Below are 21,141 nucleotides of genomic sequence, written 5' to 3'. Positions count from 1 at the left end.
CCCGGTATCGTGCCTGGCCAGTCAAATTACGCTCTGGCGATTGCCCTGCATCGATGCGTGGCCTAACGTTGCCGCCAACAACAAAAGTCGAAGGCGGAGGACAACTACATGCGCACGATCGCAATCGCCCTGGCGGCAATTCTTGCGGCGGCAACGCCCGCTGCGGCCGACTACCTCGTCAAGGAGGTCGGCAGCTTTCACATCGGCGGACACACCGAGACCCTGAATGGGCTTCCGTCCAAGGAGATCGTGTTCTCGCCCGGCGCGCCGCCAATCAAGGTCGACCCGAACGGCGAGTTCGAGGTCGAGCAGATGTACGTCCAGTTCGTCAAGCAGGCCGCGCCGAAGTCGAAGCTGCCGCTGCTGCTCTGGCATGGCGGCGGTCTGTCCGGCGTCACCTGGGAGACCAAGCCCGACGGCAAGCCGGGCTGGCAGCAGTTCTTCCTCAACGCCGGCTATGACGTCTACGTTTCCGATGCGGTCGAGCGCGGCCGTGCGTCCTGGGCGCGCTATCCAGAAATCTTCAAGAGCGAGCCGTTCTTCCGGCCCAAGAAGGAGGCCTGGGAGCTGTTCCGGATCGGGCCTGCTTACGAGGTTGGCGGCAAGCGCGAGGCGTTCGAGGGCGAGCAATTCCCCATCGAGGCGTTCGACCAGTTCGCCAAGCAGGGCATTCCGCGCTGGGCGACGAACGACGCCGCCACGCAAAAAGCCTATGACGCGCTGGTGCAGAAGGTGTGCCCGTGCATCATCATCGTTCACAGCCAGGGCGGCAATTTCGGCTTCACCGCCGCGCTCAATGCGCCCGACAAGGTCAAGGCGCTGATCGCCGTCGAGCCGTCGGGCGCGCCCGATCCCGCCAAGGCCGATGCAGCCAGGCTCAAGGGCGTGCCGCATCTGATCGTGTGGGGCGATTTCATCGACAAGGTCCCGGTGTGGTCGAAGCTCGTGGTCAACCCCACCAAATGGGGACAGGCGGTCGCGTCCGCCGGCGGCAAGGTCGATACGTTCGAGCTGCCGAAGATGGGCATCAAGGGCAACACCCACATGCTGATGATGGACAGCAATTCGGATGATGTCGCGAAGCTGGTCAACGACTGGATCGGGAAGCAGGGGCTGGAGAACTAGGATGCCGGCTCATTGAGTGGCTGGCCACCTGATGTCCCGCTCTACCTCTAACTGCGGCGGGAAAGTGGACGTGTCCCGAGGTCGCTGAATGGCCAAAAGCGGACATCGCTAAGCGAAATAATGGCGATCCCAATCATCTATCCGTCGGGTAAAATCGTTTCAGATATTCATCAATCTCGCTATCGGCTGCCTGCCAGCGTGCTCCACGTTTGCTCCTCAAGAGACAGAGGCCGAGAAGTTCTAGCGGGCGATCGGCGACAAGTTCGAGCGCTCCTTTCGTCGCGATCCAACGCTCTCCGCCTTCCTTGCCGACTCGATCGACCGAATATCCAAGTTCAACAAGCGCGAGGTACGCTGGCACTTCCGTATTGCCCGCTGCCGCAACAGTTTCTTGAGCCACCCCATTCTCCATTCCGCGCGGATAACCTCTGCTCATTTATCAAGGAGTGTCCGAGCATCTTCCACCGCTCGATCCAAGCGTATGCGACGCTTCCCCTGACCTAGCTCGTCACGATATTGCCGAAGAGAGAAAACATCGAGTTCTTTGACGGTCAGCGCCCCAGCAGCGCGCGGAATCTCAAGAGTAACAACCGACCGATCATCGATAAGCACTGTGTAGATATCTTCGTATTGCTCTGGAATGTGGTTCAGCACGTGAAAGACCGCGCCGCGTTCGCCATTGGCCGCCATGAGGTTTATTAAATCGGCGTCTCGACTACTTTCATTCGGTTGCAAGATGCGAGACTTGTATCTGTCGTCAAGCCTTTGGGGCGACATCCGTCTAATCCTTCCCACACCTTCCGGGGGAAACAATCGCAGCAAAGACCGATGTCTGCAACGGGTCAAAGGCTGACTTGGCCCGCATTACCAATGAACGAAGCCAGGACGCCATCGCTTTTGCACAGTCGTTCGACCGCCGCATCGAAGTCGTTTTCGACGTGGTCGATTGCGTCATTTTTCCTCCGGTGCGGATCGTTGCGCAGCAGGATCTGCCGAAGGGCACTCCATAACCCAGTGTCGCGGCGAACCGGACATCGAGGCAGAGTTGTGAGCACCCGAACTAGCCGTCCGGATATGGCGTGCCGTCCTTGTGCACGAACCGGCCGTCGGAGTTGGCGCTCATCATGTCGATGTCGGAGCATGTCGTGAGATCGTCCGGAGCGCGCGAGCCGACTTCGAGATAGACGGCCACAGCATCCGACCGGTTGATCATGTGATGGCCGTTGCCGCTGCCCTTCGGGAAGGCGGCGCAATCGCCCGCGCGCAGCACGGTTTCGCCGTCGTCCTCGACCAGCACCACTTCGCCTTCGAGCAGATCGACGAACTCATCCTCATGCGAATGCCAGTGCCGCTGGCTCGACCAGTTGCCCGGCGAGAGGCGCATCAGATTGACGCCGAAATCGGCAAGGCCGCCGGCATTGCCGAGCCGCTTGCGGATGCGCTCGGCGCACGGGGCGTCGAATGGTGTCGGATAGCTCGAACCCTTGCGGGCCGGGACAGTGGCGATGTCGATCTTCGGCATGGATGCGTCCCCGAAATTTCACGTCGAACCTATGTGGGGCAGGCCGGCTGTGCCAGCGGAGATTGCTTCCCGCTACTCGGTAGCCGGACTGGCCGAGAGACGGCGACCGCTCCGCGGGCTCGGCGGTGTGCCAGCGTGCGTATCCTCCGCCTCCAACTCATTCGGGACGCCGACAGATGTGGGACCCTTCGAATTAACTTGCGGACGCATTTGGCAAAGCTCCCGGGCCTTCGCGTGGGTCCCGGCTGCTAAAGAACGAAAGTCAATTTCTAACGAAGCGGGCCGGTGGGTTCCTTAACTCACCGGGACCCACGGCGCTGCGCCGAACGGCTCGTGCATTGTGATGGGCTCAACAAGAACCAAGGGGACCGCAAAACGTTTAGGTCGCGCAACTCAAACTGGAGGTTGTCATGATCAAGAAGGCGTTTTTCGCTCTCGGCATCGCAGCGGTGCTCGCGCTGGCGCCTGGTGCAGCGTCCGCCCAACGCGGCTTTCACGGAGGATGGCACGGTGGCGGCTGGGGAGGTGGCGGTTGGCGGGGCGGCGGCTGGGGAGCACCAGCGGTGGGCCTCGGTATCGGCCTCGGGATCGCCAGCGCGGCGGCATGGGGACGACCCGGCTGGGGCCCAGGGTGGGGACCCGGCTGGGGTGCTCCCGGCTGGAGCTATGCCAGCTGGGATGGTTGCACGAGATGGCGTCGGGTCTGGACCGGCTGGAATTGGCGCGTCGTGCCAGTGAACGTCTGCTGGTAGTGCAAGCTTGGCTCGATTATTCGGAGCAGACCCCGGCCCGGAGCCAATGGCCGGATGTAGCTGCCACGTGTTGCCATCCAGCCCTGCTCAATGGTGCAAGCGAGGCCCGCACCCAACTCCGGCCCGCTTGCCCTAAGGGTGTACAGAAATCGAGCCTCGGGCCATCGTGGTCGGGGCGCCTTGACTCGCCTTGCGTCGCGAGCTGATCGACGCTCAATCCGATGCCAGCTCTGGCCGAAGCCTGAGCGACGCGGCGCATGGATCAGTCGCCTGCCGCGATCGACAGACGCGCGGCCGTGACGAGGTCGGGTTGGGCGGGATGATGCCATTCTGCCAGTGTTTTGCCCGACGGAGCAACCGTTTGCCGGCAACGCCGGCCGCCGGCCTCGCAAGTCATTGATCCCGCTGCGGCCGGCTACTGTGCATGGGGTTGTTTTCGCACTTTCGACTGGCGGGTCACAAATACGTGCGGCAAAAATGACGCGCTGCTGTCGGCTGGCGCAGTTCCTGTTCGTCTTCCACCCAGACAGATCTGACGGGAGACCAAAAGATGCTTCGTTCCAACTATCGCTGGGTGATCGTCGCCGCCGGCGGCCTGCTCGGCTGCGTCGCGATCGGCGGCATGTTTTCGCTGCCGGTGTTCCTGCAGCCGATCACCAAGGACACCGGCTGGTCCGTGACCGGCATCTCCAGCGCGATGACGATCGGCTTTCTGGCGATGGCCTTCACCAGCATGGCCTGGGGCACGGCGTCGGACCGGTTCGGGCCGCGGCCGGTGGTGCTGACCGGATCGATCGTGCTGTCGCTCAGCCTGTTCGCCGCGAGCCATGCGACCTCGCTCATCGTGTTCCAGTTCGTGTTCGGCCTCTTGGTCGGCGCCTCCTGCGCGGCGATCTTCGCGCCGATGATGGCGACGGTGACAGGCTGGTTCGACACCAATCGCAGCCTTGCGGTGTCGCTGGTCTCCGCGGGCATGGGCATGGCCCCGATGACGATGTCGCCGCTCGCGGCGTGGCTGGTCTCAGGCCATGACTGGCGCACCTCGATGCAGATCATCGCGCTGGTGGTCGGCGCGATCATGATCCCGGTTTCGCTGCTGGTGCGCCGTCCGCCCGCGCTTGCGCAGGCCGCGGCCGCACCAGTGCAGGCGGGGCCTGCGCAGGGCGAGATGTCGATGGGCGAGGCGCTGCGCTCGCCGCAATTCTTCATCCTGCTTGCCACCAACTTCTTCTGCTGCGCCACCCATTCCGGCCCGATCATCCACACCGTCTCCTATGCCGTGAGCTGCGGCATCCCGCTGGTCGCTGCGGTCACGATCTACAGCATCGAGGGCTTTGCCGGCCTCGGCGGACGCATCGCCTTCGGCCTGATGGGCGATCGCTTCGGCGCCAAGCGGGTGCTGGTGTCAGGCCTGCTGCTGCAGGCCTTCGGCGCGCTGGCCTATGTCTTCGCGCACCAGCTTGCGACCTTCTACGCGGTCGGCGCGGTGTTCGGCTTCATCTATGCCGGCACCATGCCGCTCTATGCCGTGCTGATCCGCGAGAACTTTCCGCTCAAGATGATGGGCACGGTGATCGGCGGCACCGCGATGGCCGGCAGCCTCGGCATGGCGACCGGTCCGCTCGCCGGCGGGCTGATCTATGACGCGTTCTCCAGCTACGCCTGGCTCTACATCGTCTCCTGGGCGATGGGGCTCGGAGCCTTCCTGATGGCGATGACGTTCAGGCCGTTCGCCAAGCCGCAAGTCGAGGCGGCGCCGGTGGCGGCGTGATGACAACGATCGAGGCGCAGCGTCAGAGCTGCGCCTCGATCGCGGCCTTGTCGAGCACCGACCACACCTGCCGGATTTTTCCCTCGCGAAATTCGTAGAACACGTTCTCGCAGAACGACACCCGTCTTCCGTTCACGGCGAGTCCCAGAAACGTCCCCACCGGCGTGCAATCGAATTTCAGTCGCGCGGCAATACGGGGCGGATCGGAGATCAACAGCTCGATGTTGAACCGCAGATCCGGAATCTCGCGAAAATCCTGCTCCAGCATCGCGCGATAGCCGGCGAGGCCGAGCGGTCGCGCATTGTGGGCGACGTCGTCATGTACGAACTGCCCAAGCGCAGGCCAATCCTGCCGGTTCAGGCAGGCGATGTAAGCGCGGTAGAGATTGGTGAGGTCGTCTCCGGTCACGGCAAATTCCTTGCGGCTTACACGCGCCGCTGCACGTGCTCGATCAGCGCGCGCAGCTTCGGCGCAACGTTGCGGCGGCTCGGATAATAGAGATAGAAGCCGGCGAAGAACGGGCAATAGTCTTCCAGGATGGGAACCAGCTCGCCGCGCGCGATTGCGGGCCGGAAGCTCGCCTCCATGCCGAAGGTGATGCCGGCACCGGCGACCGCCAGCTTGATCATCAGCGCCATGTCGTTGGTCGTGATCTCGGGCACGACCGCGACGCTGAATTCCTTGCCGCCGTCGGAAAACTCCCAGCGATAAGGCACGATGTTCGGTGCCGGCCGCCAGCCGATGCAGCGAAACGACGCCAGCTCCGACGGGTGCGAGGGCACGCCGTATTGGTCACGAAAGGCCGGCGCGCAGACCGCGAGCTGGCGTTCGTCGCCGGCGATCGGAAGCGCGATCATGTCCTGCTCGATCACCTCGCCGAGCCGCACCCCGGCATCATAGCCGGCGGCGACGATGTCGAACTCGGCGTCGGTGACGGTGATGTCGAGCTGCACCTCCGGATTGGCTTCGCAGAAGGCGGCGAGAAGCGGGCCGGACAGGAAATGCTCGGCGATCGAGGAGACCGCGAGCCGCAACACGCCACGCGGCCGCCCGCCCAATGCCTCTGTGTTGCCGAGCGCCGCGCGCATGTCGGCAATGGCGGGGGCGATCTCCGCATGCAGCCGCTCGCCGGCCTCGGTCAGGCTGACGCTGCGGGTCGTGCGCTGGACCAGCGCGATGCCCAGCGTTTCCTCCAGCCGCCGGATGGTCTGGCTCACGGCCGAGCGCGTCACGCCGAGACGTTCGGCGGCGGCCCGGAAATTCCGCTCTTCGGCGACGAGCGCAAAGACGGCGAGGGCGTTGAGGTCGGGTTCCATTGGTTAGATCAGCTTGCCGGATTGGTAAGGGATCGTCGTCTTATCACGACGGTAGCGCCGGTCCATCTTCCCGCAATCACAGCGAAAGCAGCGGGAAGGTCTTCATGCCAATCGACAAGGTCATTCTCATCACCGGCGCCTCCAGCGGCATCGGTGCCGGCATCGCGCGCGAGCTGGCGGCGGCCGGCGCCAAGGTCCTGCTCGGCGCGCGGCGCACCGATCGCCTCAAGGATCTCGCCGCCGAGCTGAACAGCGCCGGCGGAGCGGCGCTCGCGCATCCGCTCGACGTCACCGACCGCGCCAGCGTCGCCGCGTTCGCCGAAGCCGCGCGCGGTGTCTGGGGCCGCGTGGACGTGATCGTCAACAATGCCGGCGTGATGCCGCTGTCGCTGATGGCCTCGCTCAAGGTCGAGGAATGGGACCGGATGGTGGACGTCAACATCAAGGGCGTGCTCTACGGCATCGCCGCCGTGCTGCCGGACATGGTGGCTCGCGGGTCGGGCCACATCATCAACATCGCCTCGATCGGCGCCCTGAGCGTGTCGCCGACGGCGGCGGTCTATTGCGCGACGAAATATGCGGTGCGGGCGATCTCAGACGGCCTGCGCCAGGAGCACGACAACATTCGCGTCACCTGCATCCATCCCGGCGTGGTCGAGAGCGAGCTTGCCGATACCATCACCGACCCCGTGGCCGCGGAGGCGATGAAGACCTATCGCGCCATTGCGCTTCAGCCCGAGGCGATCGCGCGCGCCGTGCGCTTCGCCGTCGAGCAGCCCGACGATGTCGACGTCAACGAGATCGTAGTGCGACCGACGCGGACGAGATGACGACGGCCCGCCGGATCAGAGGCGTTTCTCGAAGAACAAATCCGGGTAGGGGTCGTCGTTGAAGCGGGGGATCTCGCGCCAGCCGGTGGTGCGGTAGAGCTGGCCGGCTTCGGGCAGCGCGCTGTTGGTGTCGAGCCTCAGCAGCGCGATGCCGAGCTCCCGCGCTGCGGCCTCGGCTCCGTCCATCAGGCGCCGGCCGAGCCGCAGCCCGCGTGCGGCGGGAGCGACCCAGAGGCGCTTGATCTCGGCATAGCCGCGATCGGTCCCCTTGAGCCCGACACATCCGATCGGCAGCGTGTCCGACATCGCGACGATGAAAGTGCCGCGCGGGCGGCGCATGTCCTTGGCGTCGGGGTCGCGCGACAGCGACACGTCAAAACCCTGTTTGAAGCGGCGGCCGAGCTCGGCATAGTATTCGCCGAGGCAGTAGCGCGCTTCTTCGGATTGCGGATCCATCTCGTCCAGCGTGACGCGCTCGCGCGTCAGCGCGGAGGCGACCATGTCCATCGCCGCCAGCAAGGCCTCGGCTTGCGCGTTCCGGGCGAGGAAGCCCTCGGCCTGCGCGTTCGACAGTGCCTCATAGGCCGCGAATTCGCGCCGGCCCGTGCGCGTCAACTTCGCCACGCGGCGGCGGGCATCGTCCGCATGCGCAGTGGTCTCGATCAGTCCCTCGTCCTCGAGGCTGCGCAGCAGCCGGCTCATCAGTCCGGAATCGAGCCCGAGATAGTCGCGGATCTCGGCAACGTCCGAACGCCCGTGCCCGATCGCATTGAGCACGCGCGCGGCGCCCAGCGGCCGTCCGCGCCCGAGAAACGAATTGTCGAGCGCTCCGACGGCGGAGGTGACGGCACGGTTGAAGCGGCGGACGCGGGAGACGGGATCGAGCATGATATCTGACTTTAGTCAGACATCATCTGCAAGTCAATCCGAGCGGCCGTCCGTCACTTCGCCAGGGACAGCAGCGGCTTGTCCTTGGCGACAATGTAGGTCGCAAGCTCGCTGGCGGTCTCGACGCCGACGTTCTTTGCCGCATGCACCGTGCCGGCGGGGATGAACAGCACGTCGCCGGTCTTCAGCGTCACCGGCGGCTTGCCTTCGACATCGTATTCGATGGCGCCCGCCAGCACGTAGATGATCTCTTCGCCCGGATGGCTGTGGCGGCCGAACGCGACGCCCGGGGCGAGGTCGACGCGTACCTGCACGGCCTCACGCCCGGGCGCGCTGAGATCATGGCGCTGTAGGTCGGTGCGCGTAACGCCCGTTTGCGCCGCCGCGGCAGGCAGTGTGAACAGGTTCGCCGCGAGCAGCACTGCGCTCGACAGCACGCGCAGGGTTCGCAGATGACGAGGGCTCATGGTCGGTTCCTTGTGGTCGTTGGCTTGTCCGCGCCGCGGGCCCGGCCGAGGCCGGCCGGTCCGTGTCGTGCGGTTTCAGACGAGGGTGGTGGTCACCTCGATGTTGCCGTGCACCGCCTTGGAGTAGGGGCAGATGCCATGCGCGGCTTCGATCAACTCCTGTGCGACCGCGCGGTCGACGCCGGGGACGCTGACGTCGAGACGGGCGCGAAGGAAAAAGGCGCCGCCGGCATTGTTGAGGTCGATCGCGGTGTCGACCGATGGCTCGCTCGGCAGCTTGACCTTGCGCTGGGTGGCCGCGAGGCCGATCGCGCCGAGGTAGCAAGCCGACCAGGCGGCGGCGAACAGGTTTTCAGCGGCCGGATGCGGCTGGGCCAGCTTGATGTCGAGCGAGCCGTCGGCCGAGTGCGCGGCACCGTCGGCGCCTGATGTGACGTGGGTCTTGCCGGTGAAGAGAAGCTTGGCAGCGGAGGTCATGATCGTATCCCTTTGGCAGAATTTAATCGTATCCGATCTAGTCGGATGCGTGTTGAATAATCCTGCAGGGCCCGGCGGTCAAGCTCTTCCGATTTAATCGGATGCGATTTATATAGGTCGACAGATCACGAATTGCGGAGGTTCCTGTGGCCCGTTCCCCCAAAACTGCCGACAAGGGGCGAAATCTCTCGAATTTCCTGTGCTTTGCAGTCTACTCGGCCAATCTCGCCTTCGGCCGGGCCTACAAGCCCCTGCTGGACAAGGTCGGGCTGACCTACACCCAGTACATCGCCCTGGTGGCGCTGTCGGACGAGGACGAGCAGACCGTCAGTGCGCTCGGCGAGAAGCTGTTCCTGGAATCCAACACGCTGACGCCGATCCTGAAGAAGCTCGAGCAGACGGGCTATCTCAAGCGCCACCGCGATCCCGCCGACGAGCGGCAGGTGCGAATTAGCCTGACGCCGGCAGGGCGCAAGCTGATCGAGCAGGATCTCGGTGAGTCCTTGCGCGAGGCGAGCGGTCTCGGCGACGAGTTTCCGGTTGTGCAGAAGACCGTCAGCCGTCTGCGCGACAACCTGCTGCGCAACACGCAAGCGGGCGACGAGAAGAAGCGCTGATCACCACGCGCGTTCGGAGGCAACGACTGCCTCCGACGCGTGGATGGGCGAGGGGACGTGGCGACCTAGCAGACTGCGCGCGGAATCATCCACGTCGAAAAGGTCTGCCAGTTCCCGTCGTCGCGCCGACGCTGATAGGCGACGAAGTCGGCGCCTTCGCCGTGCACGAGTTCATAGCGATAAGTCTTGACGGATGCAGCGTTGGACTTGGTCATGGAAAGTCTCCATCTGATATGAACTTTCCATTGAGTTAGGTGCAGTGCAACAAAGCGCCAGTGGGAGGATGACGATCATCTCATCACGTTGCGGAGAGGCCTTGCGCTGCGCTCAGACTAGGTTTCGGGCCGGACCAGCTTGATGTCACGGTCGGCGGCCCAGCCGGCGATGTCCTCGCGCTTCAGCGCGGTCGCCATCAGATCCGGAAACTGGTCTGGCGTGCAGGCAAAGACGGGAATGCCGAGGCCCGCGACCTTTGCCGACAGCACGGGGTCGTAGGAGGGACGGCCGGTGTCCGTGAGGGCCAGCAGCACGATCACGTTGATCCCGCGCGTCGCGAGCCGGGCCAGCCGGTCCACCAGCGCATCGGCATTGCCGCCTTCGTAGAGATCGGTGATCAGGATCAGATGCGCCTTGGAGGGCCGCTCGATCCGCTCCTCGCAATAGGCAACTGCGCTGTTGATGTCGGTGCCGCCGCCGAGCTGGACGCCGAACAGCACCTCGACGGGGTCGGCGAGCTCCTCGGTGAGGTCGACAATCGCAGTGTCGAAGCAGACGAGCTTGGTCGCGACCACCGGCAGCGAGGCCATGACCGCCGCGAAGATCGAGGCGTAGACGACGGAGGTTGCCATCGATCCCGATTGGTCGACGCACAGGATCACCTCGTCGAGATCGACGATGCGGCGCTGCTGGCGCAGGAAGCCGATCAACCGCTCGGGCACCACGGTGCGATGCTCCGGCTGGTAATGGCGCAGATTGGCCTTGATGGTGCGCGGCCAGTCGATGTCGGCAAAGCGCGGACGATTGGTGCGCAGTGAGCGGTTCAGCGCGCCGCGGACCGCGTCTGCCGTGCGCCGCTCGAGCCGCTCCATCAGTTCGGCCACGACCTTGGCAATCACGATCCGTGCGGTGTCCTTGGTCTTCTCCGGCATCACGCCGCGCAGCGCGACAAGATCGGCGATCAGGTTCACGTCGGCTTCGACGGTCGCAAGGAATTCGGGCTCGAGCAGCATCTGCCGCAATCCCTTGCGCTCGAAGGCGTCCTTCTGAATCACCTGCACGACGGGGGCAGAAAAGAACTCCCTGATGTCGCCGAGCCATTTCGCAACGCGCGGCGCCGAGCCGCCGAGCCCGCCGCGGCCCTTCTTGGGCGCTTCGTCGCCGTTGCCGTAGAGCGCCGTCAGGGCCTCGGACATGCGGCGGTCGCTGTCGGACAGCGATGCACCGGCTCCGCCGTCTTCGGCATCGACACCAAGGGCCAGCGTCCAGCGGCGGTTGCGCTCGTCAGTCTCGCTCATCGCGCGGCTCCCGCATTGAGCAGCGCGAGCACGCGCGCCTGGTGTTCCGGCCAGATCGCGGCTGCATCTGCGATCAGCCGGTATCCCTTCGCGCCGGTGCTGCGCGCGAACAGCGCATCCATCAATCGCCTGCGCTCGTGCCGGTCCAGCGCCGAGAACACGCGACGGAACAGCGGCAGGCTGCCGGTAAAGGCCTCGTCGTCGAGCGACAGCAGCCAGGCATCGACTGCGCCGCGCAAAGCAGCGTCATGGACAAGCCGCTGGCCTGCGCCCTCGAAGAAGCCTTCGAAGAACCCCGCGGCCTCGGCGACCGGCGTACCAGGCGACAGCATTCGCGCCAGCAGATCGGCGGTGTGATCGGCGGCCAGCAGCTCGGCCTCGTAAAGCAGACGCGCGGCCGTGCCGGCGATCAGCCGTGTGGTCTGGTCGTCGTGCAGCAGGGCCGTCAGCGCCTCGCGCCATTTGGCGACGATGTCAGCCTCGAGCTGAGCGAGCTGGATCGCGGCATCGGCAGCGAGGATCGCCCCGCGCAGCTTGGCTGCTGCCGGCACATCCAGGTTGCGCGCGGCATAGGGCAAAGCGAGTGCGGCCTGCACCACGATCCGCGGCATGAGGGCAGCCAGATGCTCGACGGTGCCGGCACGTGCTTCGCCATAGCGCAGGATGTCGGCCATCGGCGGCAGCGCTTCGAGCAGTGACAGGCCGTCACTGGTGAGAGCCGCCTTGGTCTCGAGCGAGGCGATGCCGGTCTCGGTGGCGCGCGGCAGATCGGCGATCATGGCATTGCGCACGAGGCCCGCCAGCGCGCCGAGCTCCGTCTCCTTGCCCATCGCCTCGATCAGGCGGCCGGCGGCGGCTTCCGCGATAGTCGAGCCGTAGAGCAGGTTCTCGACCAGCCGCACCGCGAATTCCGGCTCCCAGCGCAGCTGCCAGTTCTCGCGGAACGTCCCCCGGCTGCGGCCCGCGTCGGTCAACCGGCCCCAGGGCACGTCGAGCGCATTGAGCCGGTGCAGGAGCGTAGAGCGCATCAGCCCGCTCTCGCTGCGCAGATCGAGCGTCAGCGGCCGCTCCAGCGCTTCCGGCTTCAGTCGCGTCGCCTTCTGCTGGCGCTGGAGATCTTCCAGCAGCGGCGCCAGCGGCGTCGCCGACGGGATCGAGCCGACACCCGCACCGACCAGCAGTTCGGCGGCGACATCGTTCCACATCGCGCGCTCGCCGTTGCACAGGCAGGCGATCGCCGCCTCGCGCAGCTCCTCGAAGCCGGGCGAGGGCCGTTCGCGCAGTGCCGCGAGCGCGATGCCGAGACGCTGCGCCTCGATCACCGAGGCGGTCGAGACGAAATGACCGCGCTCGCGCAGCACGCGCGTCACCTTGGCAAGCCAGAGCGCGATGCGGTCACCATCACGCGTCTCCCACAGATGCGCACACCAGCCGGGCGCGACCACGCCCGCGCCGTAGCCGCTGGCGCGCGCCAGGCGCGGCGCCGTCCATGGCGCCCAGGTCGCCTTGATCTTCGTCTTCGGCCGGCCCTTGAGCAGCTCGCGGTCGGCCGCAAGGCTGCGACGCTCGATGAGCGCCGGCACGTGCCAGGCGCCGCAGACGACGGCGACAGCACCTTCGCAATCCTTCGCCGCCTTGGCGATCTCGATCCGCATATGGGCTTCGCGCGCGGCCTCCCGGGCGGACAGCAGCTTCGTCTCGGCGCGCAATGCCGTCATCGCATCCGCGACGGCCGCGAAGACGGGGACCGAGGCGGGATTTTCCTCGATGACGTCGGACCACCAGGACTCGCCGTCGTCATAGCCGGCTGCGGTTGCGAGCGCCCCGATCGGGTCGTAGCTGATGGGATCGTCTTCGGCCTTCGTCGCGGTCTCCTCCGCGATTTCGCTCGCCGCGACGCCTAGCCGGTCGGACGCCGGCAGGTCGATGAACCGCAGTGCTGCGCCGTGACGAACCGCCCAGCGCGCGGCCTGATATTCCGGCGAATACTCCGCAAAGGGAAAGAAGCTGGCATTGGCCGGATTGTCCTCGGCATAGGTCAGCAGCGCCACCGGCGTCACCATCTCGGGATCGGCGAGCATGGGCAGCAGTTCGGAGGCATCCGACGGCCCTTCGATCAGCACCGCGACCGGGTTCAGCGCATCGAGCGCCTCGACCAGCCGCCGCGCCGATCCCGGCCCGTGGTGCCGGATGCCGAACAGATGAATGTCGGCGGCCATGGCGTCAGATCAGATCGGTGAGGGAAGCATAATAGCCTTCGAAGCCGCGCTTCTTCTTCAGCACGGTCTCCAAATATTCGCCGAGCACGGCGGTGTCCTGCACGGGGTCCTTGATCACCGCGCCGATCATGTTGCTGGCGAGCGTCTCCGGCGTCAGCTTGCCGTCGTTGAAGAAGGTCGCCTGGCTGATGCCACCGACCATCACCGCGATGGCCTCGGCGGTCGACAGACCGCCGGACGGAGATTTCAGCGCGACCTTTCCGTCCTCGGTCGAGCCGGAGCGCAGCTCGCGGAAGATCGCGACCACCCGCGCCACCTCGTCGGCGACGTTCTTCGGCGCCGGCAGATCGAGATTCTGCGCCATCTCGCCGACGCGCTTGACCACGATCGACACTTCTTCGGCGGCGCTGTCGGGCAGCGGCAGCACGACGACGTTGAAGCGGCGCTTGAGCGCGGATGACAGTTCGTTGACGCCCTTGTCGCGATTGTTGGCGGTCGCAATGATGTTGAAGCCGCGCTGCGCATAGACCGCGGTATTGAGCTCCGGGATCGGCATCATCTTTTCGGACAGCACGGTGATCAGCGTATCCTGCACGTCGCTGCCCATCCGCGTCAGCTCCTCGAACCGGCAAAGCTTGCCGCCTTCCATCGCACGCATCAGGGGTGTCGCAACCAGCGCCTCGCGGCTCGGGCCGTGGGCGAGCAATTGCGCGTAGTTCCAGCCGTAGCGGATCTGGTTCTCGTCTGTCCCGGCGGTGCACTGGATGACGAGCGTGGAGTCGCCGGTAATGCCGGCGGCAAGATGCTCGGACACCCATGACTTGGCGGTGCCGGGCACGCCGAGCAGGAGGAGCGCGCGATCGGTCGCGAGTGTCGCCACGGCGGTCTCGATCAATCGCCTGTCACCGACATATTTGGGCGTGATCGCCGTGCCGTCGGCCGCCTTGCCGCCCATCAGATAGGTCACGACCTGACGCGGCGTGAGCGCCCAGCCCGGCGGGCGGTGTCCGTCGCCGGCAGCGAGCGCTTTCAGCTCGGACGCAAAGTTGTCCTCGGCGGGCAACCGCAGTTTCTCGCTCATGGCTTCTCTCCCTTGTCGTCCAACGCGGCGTTGAGCCGCAGCATGTCGAGGCGCGGATCGCCTTGCAGCAGGCCCGCGCTGGTCAGGCCCTGCAAAGCCAGCCGTGCCGCCGTTTGCGTGGCGAGCAGGCCCAGTGCATGCAATTCCGCGGCGTAGTCGGAGGGCTTTGCATCGTCGCGCCGAAGCTCGGCCAGCAGCTTGGTGCCGGCAGGCGCCGACAGCGGATCGTCGAGGCGCGCGGCCGGCCCGGCGATCAGTTGCGCCATCTCGAAGCCGATGCCGTGCGCGCGCAAACCCGCGGCGGCAAACCTCGTGCGTTCGGCGGGCGCAAGCCGCGGTGCGAGCGCCACGATGAGACCGGTCGCATCATGCTCGCTGATGATCCCGGCTGCCTGCGCAAGCTGCGCATCGGTCCCGGTCTCGGAAATCAGCCTGATCAGCCCCGCATCGGCCGCTGGATCCACGTTCCAGTCCCAGGCCGCGATCAGGTCCTGTGGGGCAAGGCCGAGTGCGCTCGCGAACGACGTCAGGTCGGTGCCGTCGAGCAGGGCTTTCCGCCGTTGCCATTGTGCCGGCGTCTTCGGCGTTTCGATCTGGACCACGCGGGAGCGGCGCAGCAATCCTTTCGTCTTCACCGAGAAGAAGCCGGCGAGCTCCGCGATGTCCTCGCCGGCGGCGGGACCGCGGCCGAGGCGCGCGAGCATCGATGTTGCGAGCGCCTTGACCTTCGGTGCGCGGTCGTTCGCTATCAGACTTTCGAGAAAGGCGACATCGTCGCTGGACAGTCGCTCCGAAAGGAGGGATAGCAGGCGCAGCCGCGCATCGGCGTTCTCGCCGCCGAACTTTGCTTCGAGCAGCGCGCGAGCCGCCGATGGATCGCGCCGCCTCAGCCCGATCAACGCGGCCTTGCGCGCAGCCGGCCAGAAATCATCCCAATTGCCTTGGGTGAGCTGATCGCTGCTCTGCCGCGGCGTCAGCTCGCCGGCTGCGGCGAACGCGGCCCAATCGCGCCAGGCGGCATAGACGTCGGGCGCATCTTCGTCGCTCGCATCCGGCATCCAGTCGGCAGGATGTGTGGTCCAGCCGCGCGCGGCGAGGAAGTGGACAAGCTCGGCTCTGGAAGCCGCGTCCTTGCCCGCCGCAAGGATCCGGCGAACCAGCGGCCGCAATGTCTCCGGCACGATCGGCAGCGCGAGCGCGGGAATGTCGGGCAGCACGCGCAGCGCGGATGGCGGCTCGGTCATCACGGTCGCGTCGAGAAATTGGCTCGATAAAGCGAGCAGCCGCAGCTCGGCCTCGACGGGATCGTCGCCAAGCTCGGCGCGCCAGAACGAGGCGGCGGAGGCAGCGGCCGCGCCCATGGTCCAGCGCGTCACGACCGCGCCCATCGCATCGAAGATCGCTTCGGGCTTGATCGCGTCGGGCTCGATGATTTCAGTCATGGCCGGCTATCCTGCCCCAAGGGGTCTGCGCGGCGAGGATGGTGAGGCGGCTGCCCGACCAGATCGCGGCGGCGCCCATCACCTCCGTGCCGGCCAGCAGGCCCTCCACGCTGCCGGCGATGGGCAGCGTGGCCGTGTCATCGGCCGCGCGCCACCATGCGTGCCCGGCGTCATCGCGTGCGATCCGTCCCCGCGGCAGCAGCAGCGGAACGTCGATCGTCCAGGGCTCTGTCAGCAGGGGGCGCGTCAACGCATCGGAGATTGGCCCATCCGGCGCAGGCCATTCGTCGGTCAGCGTCTCGTCGGCGGGGTCGCGCCGCACGAGCAGGGCGCGCAGCGGCTGCTGCGACGGATAGAAAACGAGCTCGGCCTGAAAGCGCTCGCCGGGCGTGAACACCGAGCCGCGCCGTCCGGCACTTGCGGGGAAGAAGTCGAGCAGCATCGCAAAGCGCGGACCGTGTGCGGTGAGCTTGAGCAGCCAGGTCGTTTGCGAGACCAGGCCGTCGCGCCGCGTCTGCACTTGCTCGGCCAGCACTTCCCAATGTCCATTCACGCGCGGCGCCTGCGGATCGGCGAGGACTGTCTCGCGCGTCTCGGACGTGGCGACGGCGCGCCGGATCTCGGCGTCGCGCGGCGTCGCGCGAAAGGCGCGCGCCAGCAGAACCAGCTTGCCGAGCTCCACGACTGCGCCGCGCGGGCGGTCGCCTGCGGCGAGCGCGAGCAGACGGGCCGGCAATTCGTCGATGCGTCCTGCCAGCACCGCGGCCTTGCCGTCGACCAGCCGCGCGGCGATGCGTCGGCATCGCGCGGTCGCATCGTCGATGAAGCCGGACAAGCCGAGGCGGAGCTGATCGCCGATCCATTGCTCGAGCGCGTCAAGCGCATCGAGGATGGCGCGCTCGGTCTCCTCGTTGCGCTTGGCAGCCTGCGCCTCGCGGCGTGCGGCGTCCTTCGGATCCTCGATGGCTTCGGGCTCGGTGGCGCGCGCGGCGCGCAGATCCTTCTCGCCGGCCGGTGCGGCGGGGCTTGCCGGTTTGCCGGCGGATGTGCCGCGCCGGCGACCGAGCCAATCGCTGACCCAGGGGGGCGTCTCGGCGGGCGCAAACGGCACGATCGATTCCGCGTTGAGCCACAACAGGCCGAGCACGTGCTTGCAGGGGAATTTGCGCGACGGGCAGGTGCACTTGTTGCCGAGGTCGCGCAGGTCCGCCATCACCCGGTAAGGGTTCGCGCCGGAGCCCGCGCATTCGCCCCAGATCAGCGCGCCATCCTCGCTGCCGCCGACGCCGGACCATTTCGCGGGCTTGGCGAGCCCGGCGGCCGCCTTGAGCGAGGATTGATCGGTAGCGAGTTGCTCGACCGCCTTCAGATCAATCGCCACGCCGGCTTCCTAATTCGAATCCAGGGCGGCCAGTATATCGGGGCAGGATGAAAGCTCAATGTCGCCGCGCGCAGCCGATCGGCTGCACGCGGAGATCATCATGCCGGTCCAGCCTGCGGCGACGCCAGCCCCAGCTCCTTGCGCAGCTTCTTCGAAAGCTTCGCCACGATCAGTGCATGCGCCTGCGCGAGATAGGCCGTGAGCTCGGCGTCCGGCAGTGCGTTGTTGCCGACGAGCTGCACCCATTTGGCGCGCGCGAGATACGGCGCGGGTCGCGCCAGGCCGTGCTCGATCAGCATTCCATAGGCCATGTCCGAGACCTTGAACATGTAGCCGCCGCTTTCGGCCGTATAGCCGCCGCTGAGCGCGAACATCTTGCCGCCGACCTTGAACACCGAGGTGCCCTCCCACTGCACCACCTTGGTGGCAGCGGGCAGGCGCAGGCAGCGTGCTTCAAATGTCTTGGGTGTCATGCGATCGCACCCGAGGCGCAGGCCGAACCTTTGTGGCAGCATGCGCGCTCCAACCAGGGATGAATGGCCATGTCGCGCGTTTCGATCAAGACCAGAGACGATTTGCCGGAGGCGCTGAGACCGCTGTGGGACAAGATGACCACCTATGGTGCGTTCGAGAACCAGGCCGGTGTCATGGCGCACCGCCTGCCGATCTTCAAGCACATGTGGTCGCTGCTGGTCGATCTCGCCCAGGACGGCAATTTGTCGAAGCGCCATCTCGAGCTCGCGCTGGTCACGGTCTCCTTGCTCAACAAATGCAACTATTGCGTTTCCCATCATGCGCCAAAGCTGGCGGTGCAGGGCGTGTCGGAGGAGGGTGCCGCGCGTCTCGTCGACTACAAGGATCATCCCGAGCTCGATGAGCTCGACAAGCTCGTGGTCGAATATTCCATTGCCGTCACCAACAACTGGAACAAGACGCGCGACGAGATCTTTGCCCGCCTCGGCGCGCACTTCTCGGAGGCCCAGATCGTCGAGCTGACCTGGCGCATCGCGCTGTGCGGGGCCTTCAACCGCTTCAACGACATCCTGCAGCTCGAGGTTGAGCAGGCCCACAGCGAAGCCGCCGAGTAACGGCGTCCTGCAGAGGCCGGTCCCCGCCGGGACCGCGGGGCAAAATAGGTAAATGTAGCGGCGAGCCCGCCTGCGGCCATCCTTCGAGACGCCCGCCTTTGGCGGGCCCTCAGGATGAGGACGGAGTGTGCGGCAGCCATTTCACCGAGCAAATCTGCCAATCAGCCTCATCCTGAGAAGGCCGCGCAGCGGTCGTCTCGAAGGACGAGGCGCTCGCTCCGGCCCCCGCCAAGTCCGTATGCGATTGACCTGCCCGGGACCGGGAGGCCCGATCACAGACTTGTGGGTTGCGCTGGGACTATCGCAAACTATATCGTAAGATATGTTTTACAGAGGAGCTTACGATATGCACCACGGACGAGACCACAAAGACTTCCATTTCGGGCACTTTGCCCATTTTGCGATGGGCCGGCACGGCGGCGGACGGCGCTTCGGCCGCGGCGGACACGGCTTCTTCGGGCGCGGCCCGGGCGGCGATTTCCCCGGCGCGCGGCGGCTGTCGTCGCAGGATCTCCAGCTGGTGATCCTGGCGCTGCTCGCCGAAAAGCCGGCGCACGGCTACGAGCTGATCAAGATCATCGAGGAGCGCTCCGACGGATTCTACACGCCGAGCCCCGGCGTGATCTATCCGGCGCTGACCTATCTCGAAGAGGTCGGCCAGGCGCGCGTCGAGCAGGATGGCGGCAGGAAGCTCTACAGCATCACGCCCGAGGGCGAGGCGCATCTTGCCGAGCACCGCGCCACCGCCGATGCGATCCTGCAGGCGCTGTCGCGGATCGGCCGCCGCATGGACGAGGTGCGCGAGGCCTTCGCCGGCGTCAGCGATCTCGATGCGGATGCTTCGGACGAGCTGCACCGTGCCCGCCACAACCTCAAGCGCGCGCTGCGCTCCAGGCACGGCGGCGACTCCGCCGAAGCGCGCCGCATCGCTGCGATCCTGGATCGCGCTGCCGCGGAAATCCTCGGCAAGTGACGGAGGGCGCAACGCATGAATGATCGGCCTCATAGTCCGATCCAGGATTCCCGCGTCAACGCCGTGATCGCGCGCCTGCAAGGCGCGCGGCAGCGGCCGGCTGGGCCGCGCGGCAGCTTCGACAGCCGCGATCCCCACGCTTATGCCGAGCAGGGATTCTCGATCCATCCCGAGCAGGGCGAGTTGATCTATCTGCTCTGCCGCGGCCTGCGCGCCACGCGTGTCGCCGAATTCGCGACCTCGGTCGGCATGTCCACGCTCTATTTCGCGGCGGCGCTGCGCGACAATGGCGGCGGCACCGTGATCGGCTCGGAGATCGTGCCGGCCAAGGTCGAGACCGCCAAACGCAATCTTGCCGAAGCCGGCCTTGCCGACTACGCCGAGATCCGCGAGGGCGACGCCCGGCAGACGTTGCGCGATCTCGGCGGTCCCGTCGACTTCATCCTGATCGACGGCTGGCCGCGCGAGCAGGGGCCTTCGCTGGCGCGCGAGGTGATCGAGATCGTCGCCCCGCAATTGCTGGTTGGCGGCTACGTCATGAACGACAACGCCGAGCCCGACTATCTCGCCTTCATCCGCGATCCCCAAAACGGCTTCGTCTCGATGACGCTGCCGATCAAGCGCGGCACCGAGCTCAGCCTCAAGGTCAGGTGAGAGAGTCCCTGGCGCGATAGGCGTCGGGTACGACGAACACCTCGTCGGCGCGGCCATAGCCGCCGTCGCCGACTTCCTCGATCAGCACCATCGTGTGTGGCCGTGCGGCTTCGCCAAAATAGTGGACGAACAGCCCGGTGATACTATGCACGATCTCCTCCTTCTGCGCCCGCGACAGCGCGCCTTGCGGGACCTTGATGTTGGCGAATGGCATGGTGGTTCTCTCCGTGTGATGCGTCAGACCACGCCGCCATTGGCGCGGATGATCTGGCCGTTGATCCAGCCGCTCTCGCTGCCGGCGAGGAAGGCGACGATGCCGGCGATGTCGCCGGGCTGGCCGAGCCGGCCGAACGGGTTCATGGCGGCAATGGCGCGCACCTGCTGCTCGCTCTTGCCTTCGAGGAACAGCCGGGTCTCGACCGGCCCGGGTGCGACCGCATTGACGGTGATGCTCCGGCTGCCGAGCTCCTTCGCGAGGATATGGGTCATGGCTTCGATCGCGGCCTTGGTCGCGGCGTAGACGCCGTAGCCGGGCTGATAGAGTCCGATCACGCTGGACGAGAAGCTGACGATGCGGCCGCCGTCGCGCAGGCGACGCGCCGCTTCGCGCAACGACCGGAACACGCTGTCGAGGTTGATCGACGTCTGCCGCGCGAACGCTTCATCGGTCACCTCAGCGAGCGGTGCGAGCTCCATCACGCCGGCATTGTTGACGAGGATGTCGACCCCGCCGAAGGCGCGCTCGGCCGCATCGAACAGCCGGGCCGGGGTCGCGGGATCGGCAAGGTCGGCCTGCATCGCGATGGCGTGTCCGCCGGCGGTCTCGATCTCGGCCACGAGCGCCTCGGCGGCGTCGCGGCCGCTGGCATAGTTGATCACAACCGCGATTCCGTCCTGCGCCAGCCGGCGGGTGATGGCGGCGCCAATGCCACGGGAACCACCGGTTACGATGGCGGCGCGCTGGGATTGGGTGGTCATGGCGGGGTCTCCTTGGTGTTGACGACCCCAGACATAGCTGATCGC

Annotated in this window: 25 protein-coding genes; 8 read left to right on the top strand and 17 right to left on the bottom strand. The window is 66.2% G+C overall.

Annotated elements, in window-relative coordinates:
- The first annotated feature begins 108 nt into the window (after positions 1-108).
- Positions 109-1,125, top strand: a complete 1,017-nt coding sequence (locus JQ617_RS19445) for an alpha/beta hydrolase (RefSeq protein ID WP_212027698.1) — start codon at positions 109-111, stop codon at positions 1,123-1,125.
- A 133-nt stretch (positions 1,126-1,258) separates the two neighbouring features.
- On the opposite strand, the gene JQ617_RS19440 is transcribed toward JQ617_RS19445, so the two are convergent.
- Both JQ617_RS19440 and JQ617_RS19435 read right to left on the bottom strand, forming a co-directional pair.
- Positions 1,259-1,525 carry a hypothetical protein gene (locus JQ617_RS19440; protein ID WP_212027697.1) on the bottom strand — a complete coding sequence of 89 codons (267 nt, stop codon included), beginning with the start codon at positions 1,523-1,525 and terminating at the stop codon, positions 1,259-1,261.
- Between the two features lie 32 nt (positions 1,526-1,557).
- A complete protein-coding gene (locus tag JQ617_RS19435) occupies positions 1,558-1,902 on the bottom strand; it encodes a hypothetical protein (RefSeq protein WP_212027696.1) in 345 nt (114 codons plus the stop codon).
- Positions 1,903-1,979: 77 nt separating this feature from the next.
- On the opposite strand from JQ617_RS19435, the gene JQ617_RS19430 reads away from it, so the two are divergent.
- A complete protein-coding gene (locus JQ617_RS19430; RefSeq protein WP_212027695.1) occupies positions 1,980-2,135 on the top strand; it encodes a hypothetical protein in 156 nt (51 codons plus the stop codon).
- 50 nt (positions 2,136-2,185) lie between these two features.
- Here JQ617_RS19430 and JQ617_RS19425 read toward each other — a convergent pair whose 3' ends face one another.
- On the bottom strand, positions 2,186-2,647 hold the full coding sequence (locus tag JQ617_RS19425) for a cupin domain-containing protein (RefSeq protein ID WP_212027694.1): 462 nt from the start codon (positions 2,645-2,647) through the stop codon (positions 2,186-2,188).
- A gap of 1,302 nt (positions 2,648-3,949) precedes the next feature.
- Here JQ617_RS19425 and JQ617_RS19420 point away from each other — a divergent pair.
- Complete coding sequence (locus JQ617_RS19420) at positions 3,950-5,170, top strand: MFS transporter (RefSeq protein ID WP_212027693.1); 1,221 nt, start codon at positions 3,950-3,952, stop codon at positions 5,168-5,170.
- A gap of 22 nt (positions 5,171-5,192) precedes the next feature.
- Here JQ617_RS19420 and JQ617_RS19415 read toward each other — a convergent pair whose 3' ends face one another.
- On the bottom strand, positions 5,193-5,579 hold the full coding sequence (locus tag JQ617_RS19415; RefSeq protein ID WP_212027692.1) for an ester cyclase: 387 nt from the start codon (positions 5,577-5,579) through the stop codon (positions 5,193-5,195).
- A gap of 17 nt (positions 5,580-5,596) precedes the next feature.
- Complete coding sequence (locus JQ617_RS19410) at positions 5,597-6,487, bottom strand: LysR family transcriptional regulator (RefSeq protein WP_212027691.1); 891 nt, start codon at positions 6,485-6,487, stop codon at positions 5,597-5,599.
- Positions 6,488-6,591: 104 nt separating this feature from the next.
- Between JQ617_RS19410 and JQ617_RS19405 the strand changes: the two genes are divergently transcribed.
- Positions 6,592-7,317 (top strand): SDR family oxidoreductase, encoded by a 726-nt coding sequence (locus tag JQ617_RS19405; protein ID WP_212027690.1) that lies wholly within the window; start codon positions 6,592-6,594, stop codon positions 7,315-7,317.
- Between the two features lie 15 nt (positions 7,318-7,332).
- Here JQ617_RS19405 and JQ617_RS19400 read toward each other — a convergent pair whose 3' ends face one another.
- The 3 genes from JQ617_RS19400 to JQ617_RS19390 form a co-directional block, all read right to left on the bottom strand.
- Positions 7,333-8,205 carry a bifunctional helix-turn-helix transcriptional regulator/GNAT family N-acetyltransferase gene (locus JQ617_RS19400; RefSeq protein ID WP_212027689.1) on the bottom strand — a complete coding sequence of 291 codons (873 nt, stop codon included), beginning with the start codon at positions 8,203-8,205 and terminating at the stop codon, positions 7,333-7,335.
- 53 nt (positions 8,206-8,258) lie between these two features.
- Positions 8,259-8,672, bottom strand: coding sequence for a cupin domain-containing protein (locus tag JQ617_RS19395; protein WP_212027688.1), 414 nt, complete (start codon positions 8,670-8,672; stop codon positions 8,259-8,261).
- 75 nt (positions 8,673-8,747) lie between these two features.
- On the bottom strand, positions 8,748-9,149 hold the full coding sequence (locus JQ617_RS19390) for an Ohr family peroxiredoxin (protein WP_212027687.1): 402 nt from the start codon (positions 9,147-9,149) through the stop codon (positions 8,748-8,750).
- Between the two features lie 146 nt (positions 9,150-9,295).
- Here JQ617_RS19390 and JQ617_RS19385 point away from each other — a divergent pair, with 146 nt between their 5' ends.
- Positions 9,296-9,766, top strand: coding sequence for a MarR family winged helix-turn-helix transcriptional regulator (locus JQ617_RS19385; protein ID WP_145658919.1), 471 nt, complete (start codon positions 9,296-9,298; stop codon positions 9,764-9,766).
- Between the two features lie 65 nt (positions 9,767-9,831).
- On the opposite strand, the gene JQ617_RS19380 is transcribed toward JQ617_RS19385, so the two are convergent.
- The 7 genes from JQ617_RS19380 to JQ617_RS19350 form a co-directional block, all read right to left on the bottom strand.
- A complete protein-coding gene (locus tag JQ617_RS19380) occupies positions 9,832-9,981 on the bottom strand; it encodes a hypothetical protein (RefSeq protein WP_212027686.1) in 150 nt (49 codons plus the stop codon).
- A gap of 117 nt (positions 9,982-10,098) precedes the next feature.
- Entirely contained in the window at positions 10,099-11,280 is a 1,182-nt protein-coding gene (locus tag JQ617_RS19375) for a VWA domain-containing protein (protein WP_212027685.1), read from the bottom strand.
- Positions 11,277-13,499, bottom strand: coding sequence for a DUF5682 family protein (locus JQ617_RS19370; RefSeq protein WP_212027684.1), 2,223 nt, complete (start codon positions 13,497-13,499; stop codon positions 11,277-11,279). The genes JQ617_RS19375 and JQ617_RS19370 overlap by 4 nt, the downstream gene beginning before the upstream one ends.
- A gap of 4 nt (positions 13,500-13,503) precedes the next feature.
- A complete protein-coding gene (locus JQ617_RS19365; RefSeq protein WP_212027683.1) occupies positions 13,504-14,580 on the bottom strand; it encodes an ATP-binding protein in 1,077 nt (358 codons plus the stop codon).
- Positions 14,577-16,022 (bottom strand): DUF5691 domain-containing protein, encoded by a 1,446-nt coding sequence (locus JQ617_RS19360; RefSeq protein WP_212027682.1) that lies wholly within the window; start codon positions 16,020-16,022, stop codon positions 14,577-14,579. Before JQ617_RS19360 ends, JQ617_RS19365 begins: the two co-directional genes overlap by 4 nt.
- On the bottom strand, positions 16,015-17,403 hold the full coding sequence (locus JQ617_RS19355; protein WP_212027681.1) for an SWIM zinc finger family protein: 1,389 nt from the start codon (positions 17,401-17,403) through the stop codon (positions 16,015-16,017). Before JQ617_RS19355 ends, JQ617_RS19360 begins: the two co-directional genes overlap by 8 nt.
- Positions 17,404-17,501: 98 nt before the next feature.
- The gene (locus tag JQ617_RS19350) at positions 17,502-17,876 is read right to left on the bottom strand and encodes an MmcQ/YjbR family DNA-binding protein (protein ID WP_212027680.1); all 375 of its coding nucleotides are present in this window, start codon (positions 17,874-17,876) and stop codon (positions 17,502-17,504) included.
- A gap of 69 nt (positions 17,877-17,945) precedes the next feature.
- Between JQ617_RS19350 and JQ617_RS19345 the strand changes: the two genes are divergently transcribed.
- From JQ617_RS19345 to JQ617_RS19335, 3 genes are all read left to right on the top strand, one after another.
- Entirely contained in the window at positions 17,946-18,491 is a 546-nt protein-coding gene (locus JQ617_RS19345; RefSeq protein ID WP_212027679.1) for a carboxymuconolactone decarboxylase family protein, read from the top strand.
- 346 nt (positions 18,492-18,837) lie between these two features.
- Entirely contained in the window at positions 18,838-19,464 is a 627-nt protein-coding gene (locus tag JQ617_RS19340) for a PadR family transcriptional regulator (protein WP_212027678.1), read from the top strand.
- Positions 19,465-19,479: 15 nt separating this feature from the next.
- A complete protein-coding gene (locus tag JQ617_RS19335; protein ID WP_212027677.1) occupies positions 19,480-20,118 on the top strand; it encodes an O-methyltransferase in 639 nt (212 codons plus the stop codon).
- On the opposite strand, the gene JQ617_RS19330 is transcribed toward JQ617_RS19335, so the two are convergent.
- Complete coding sequence (locus tag JQ617_RS19330) at positions 20,111-20,332, bottom strand: tautomerase family protein (protein ID WP_212027676.1); 222 nt, start codon at positions 20,330-20,332, stop codon at positions 20,111-20,113. The genes JQ617_RS19335 and JQ617_RS19330 overlap by 8 nt on opposite strands.
- A gap of 23 nt (positions 20,333-20,355) precedes the next feature.
- On the bottom strand, positions 20,356-21,096 hold the full coding sequence (locus JQ617_RS19325; protein ID WP_212027675.1) for an SDR family oxidoreductase: 741 nt from the start codon (positions 21,094-21,096) through the stop codon (positions 20,356-20,358).
- Between the last annotated feature and the right edge of the window lie 45 nt (positions 21,097-21,141).

This window comes from Bradyrhizobium sp. KB893862 SZCCT0404 (genome assembly GCF_018130885.1).
Classification (GTDB): Bacteria; Pseudomonadota; Alphaproteobacteria; order Rhizobiales; family Xanthobacteraceae; genus Bradyrhizobium; species Bradyrhizobium stylosanthis.
This window is presented reverse-complemented; position numbering and strand designations above follow the sequence as displayed.